This window comes from Enterococcus sp. 12F9_DIV0723 (genome assembly GCF_002174375.1).
Lineage (GTDB): Bacteria > Bacillota > Bacilli > Lactobacillales > Enterococcaceae > Enterococcus_A > Enterococcus_A gilvus.
The window spans coordinates 1442648-1446137 of the sequence record NZ_NIBK01000001.1; the positions used below are offsets into that span (position 1 = coordinate 1442648).

Consider the following 3490-nt stretch of genomic DNA (forward strand, 5'->3'; position numbering starts at 1 on the left):
ATAATCTTATTAACGGAAAGCGTACTTGTAACAGAACAGATCTTTTGACAAGTGTTCTTCGGGATGAATGGGGATATGAAGGGATTGTAGTAACAGATTGGTTTTCAACACAGAGATTTTTAGATGATTCAAAAAATAAATATGCCGCGGGATCTTCCGCCGGATGCGTTCGGGCCGGGAATGACATTACTATGCCTGGAAGTCCTTGGGATCGTGATGATATCTTATCTAGATGTGTATAAGAGAATAGTATACTAAAGTCAAGAAAGCAAATCAACACTTGTCGCTTTACTTTCTCGGTGTAATTTAGTACACATGTGAAAGATAAGATACTGTTGCTAGTCTATTTTTAAAAGAGCTTTAATATTAATTGAAAGGTGGGACGCGACATGAAAATATTATTAGTACCAGTTATTATGGCCTGTGCAACAGTTGGAACTATTGGGATGATTACAGGTATAAAAAAACTATTCATAGGTAAAAGAAATTAATGTTTTCGATATATTGAAGGAGTGAAAGCCAATGGGTATTTTAGGGTCAAAAACAGTTTCCACAGTAGCAAAAACTTCGGAAATTGGATTGCCAATGATTATTTTAGTTCCACTTATTATTGTCTGTGCTCTTGCTGGGACAGTAGGTTTATTATGGATAATCAAAAAGTATATTAATAATAAGAAATAGCACAAACTGAAAGGAGAAGCCAATATGGTACAACAAATCGAGCCCCTTTTTGTTAACTTTGAAGCAATGAACATAAATTTACCAATGGTTATTTTAGTTCCAATGATTATTATTTTTGCCATTGCTGGGACTATTGCTTTTATTAAGTTGATTCAAGGTCTTATCAAGTTGTTATTTGGAAAAAAAGGTAAGAAAATTATTGATGATCTTAATAATTTTAATATGAATGTCGAAAGCAGAACTGATAATCTTAGAAAAGATTTTCATTTTAGTGAAGATAACCAAAGCTAGTAGAGAGATAATTTATGCTCTTACAAAAATGCTAAGCTAGACTGTTTTCATAATTAATATGTTAATTTAACGCATTATCTGTTATTTCGTCTAATACGCTATTATTAAAGCCTGTAAATAAAAAGTCAAGTAAAAAATTGGGAAAAGAGTTACCTGGATTGAAGGCATGACAAATAGAACCACCGATAATCGCTGGTTTCAACATACGCTCAAAAACGACAATCAGTCCTCTTCTGGAAGTGATGCCAAATATTCGTTTACTCGTCCGTAATAGATCCGTAAAAACTTATTCGCACCAGCTGTCATGTAAACATAGTATGGCTTTCCCTCTGCTCGTTTTCAGGCGATGTTTTCACTAAAACATCCATTACTTGAAACAGTGATTTACGCAGTTGAGCAGATCCGCGTTTAGAAGTTCGTACACTTTTCTGATTATAGGTGCTGGATTGATTGACACCTGGATCAACCCCTGCAAAAGCAGTCAAGGCGCTTCGACGTGAAAAGCGGCGAACGTCGCCAATCTCTGCCATGATCTGTGGACCCAAGGAAGGACCTACACCTTTCATAGCCATAACTATCGGATATTCTGGCAATTGCGAAGCCGTTTGATCCATTTGTAGTCGTAACTGTTCAACGGTCTTAGAAAGGGTATTTAACTGATTAATTGCTTGGACAATCAGACTTTTTGTCATTTTGTCTTTAGGTAAAAGAGCAATCAACTCTTTAGAGGCCTCGAAGATTTGTGCTGCTTTCTCTGGGTGGAAATCATAGCTTTTACGTATGCAAAACTTCTGATAACGTTCAGTGAAAGCTGTCAGAGAGCCTTTTCGAACACAGTCGACGTGCCAAAAAGAGGTGACAAAATCAACCCATTTCTGACTACCATCTTTTCGAACGGGACTGGTGAAAAAAGTATTCGCTTCAGGAAATGTTTGATCCAAAAGAGAAATGAGATTATTTTTGAGAGCTGTTTTATGTTTCATGTAAAAATCAAACTGTCGGTTCATAATTTTTAATTGGTCTCTTGTCTTATCCATAAGATTATACTGTCGCAGGTCATTCCAGTTGTCAAGCGCGTAACGAGCGATTTTAACGGCATCCTTTTTGTCAGATTTCACTTTACGAAGAGAATTATTTCCAAAATCTTTAATGAGTTTTGGATTGACCACACTGACATAAAAATCCGCATCAGAAAGCCAATGAGCAACAGGTTCATGGTAACGTCCAGTGTACTCCATGACGATTTTGACGTCTCCTTCAAGGTGAGAAAGAGAATGAATAAAATCGTTGATGTCACTAGAAGTATGGCAGAGTTCAAAAGGACTAGAGATCACTTCACCGAAAGGTCGGAGAATCGAAACAACACTTTTACCTTTAGCAACATCAATACCTACTGCGTTCAAGACAATCAGCTCCTTAAGATTTGTCGCAATGGAAAGCCAGCGTAAACACATTGCCGATTCAATCTACTGGGGTGTGACACGAACGTACTGGTAAACAGCAGTTCAACCTGCATAAAACGAACGCTGTGAATGAGCAGCTGGTTGGCAGACTTTTATACGGACGCTAAAGTCCAAGGAGGAGTATGCCCGACCATTGCCCTCTCATTCTAACAGCTTAAGCAACATGATAGATAAAAGGAATTACTAATGAGATTAGTAGTGCCTTATAACCTATAAATATATTGTAGTAGGAGGAGATATTTTTTGGCTCTGTTGCAAAGTTCAATCCTGAAAAAACAACTTCTTGTCTCAGCATACGATCAAGCAGGAATTCCTAATAAAACGTTTATTTCAGTGCAGACTGAAAACCCGAAGAGCATTCCATCTTTTCGGGTTTTCTTGTATATTCCTCGAAGGGTTTCCATCCCTTTAATTGTAGCTGAAGCGGTGCGAAGACTTTGATAAAATTTACTCCGACGTTTGATTGGTCGATGATCTTGTTCAATCAAATTATTGAGATATTTCACGGTTCGATGCTCCGTTCTGATGTACAGGCCACCTTGTTGCAATTTCTTAAAGGCACTGCAGAGTGAAGGCGCTTTGTCTGTGACAAGAACCTTTGGTTCTCCAAACTGCCTTCTTAATCGCTTCAAAAAAGCATAAGCTGCTTGTGTATCTCGTTTCTTCCGTAGCCAGATGTCTAAGGTAAGTCCGTCAGAGTCGATTGTGCGATACTAATAATGCCACTTTCCTTTTACTTTAATATAAGTTTCATCCATTCGCCAAGAATCACCTGCTGAACGATTTCTTTTCTTCCATAAACAATAAATGATCGGACTATACTCTTGTACCCATCGATAAATGGTAGTGTGACAAACATTGATTCCACGATCGCTCATAATTTCAGAAATATCTCGATAGCTCAAGTTATATCTCAAATAGTAGCCAACGGCTACAATAATAATATCTTTTTTGAATTGTTTTCCTTTAAAATGAGTCATCTGAGAGCTCCTAATCGTCTGTTTTTTATAATTCTACCTTACATTACGATAATTGAGAAACTTTGCAACAGAACC

General features: G+C 37.3%; 3 protein-coding genes and 2 pseudogenes. 3 read left to right on the forward strand and 2 right to left on the reverse strand.

Annotated elements, in window-relative coordinates:
* The 3 genes from A5868_RS06875 to A5868_RS06880 form a co-directional block, all read left to right on the forward strand.
* On the forward strand, nucleotides 1-242 hold a 242-nt coding region (locus tag A5868_RS06875; protein WP_140404347.1), incomplete at its 5' end, for a glycoside hydrolase family 3 N-terminal domain-containing protein.
* A 280-nt stretch (nucleotides 243-522) separates the two neighbouring features.
* Nucleotides 523-681 (forward strand): hypothetical protein, encoded by a 159-nt coding sequence (locus tag A5868_RS18975; RefSeq protein WP_176374152.1) that lies wholly within the window; start codon nucleotides 523-525, stop codon nucleotides 679-681.
* A gap of 24 nt (nucleotides 682-705) precedes the next feature.
* The gene (locus A5868_RS06880; protein WP_087654110.1) at nucleotides 706-972 is read left to right on the forward strand and encodes a hypothetical protein; all 267 of its coding nucleotides are present in this window, start codon (nucleotides 706-708) and stop codon (nucleotides 970-972) included.
* 222 nt (nucleotides 973-1194) lie between these two features.
* Here the strand turns inward: A5868_RS06880 and A5868_RS06885 are convergent.
* A pseudogene (locus A5868_RS06885) lies at nucleotides 1195-2375 on the reverse strand (IS110 family transposase).
* A 359-nt stretch (nucleotides 2376-2734) separates the two neighbouring features.
* Nucleotides 2735-3415 (reverse strand): annotated as a pseudogene (locus A5868_RS06890) (IS6 family transposase).
* Between the last annotated feature and the right edge of the window lie 75 nt (nucleotides 3416-3490).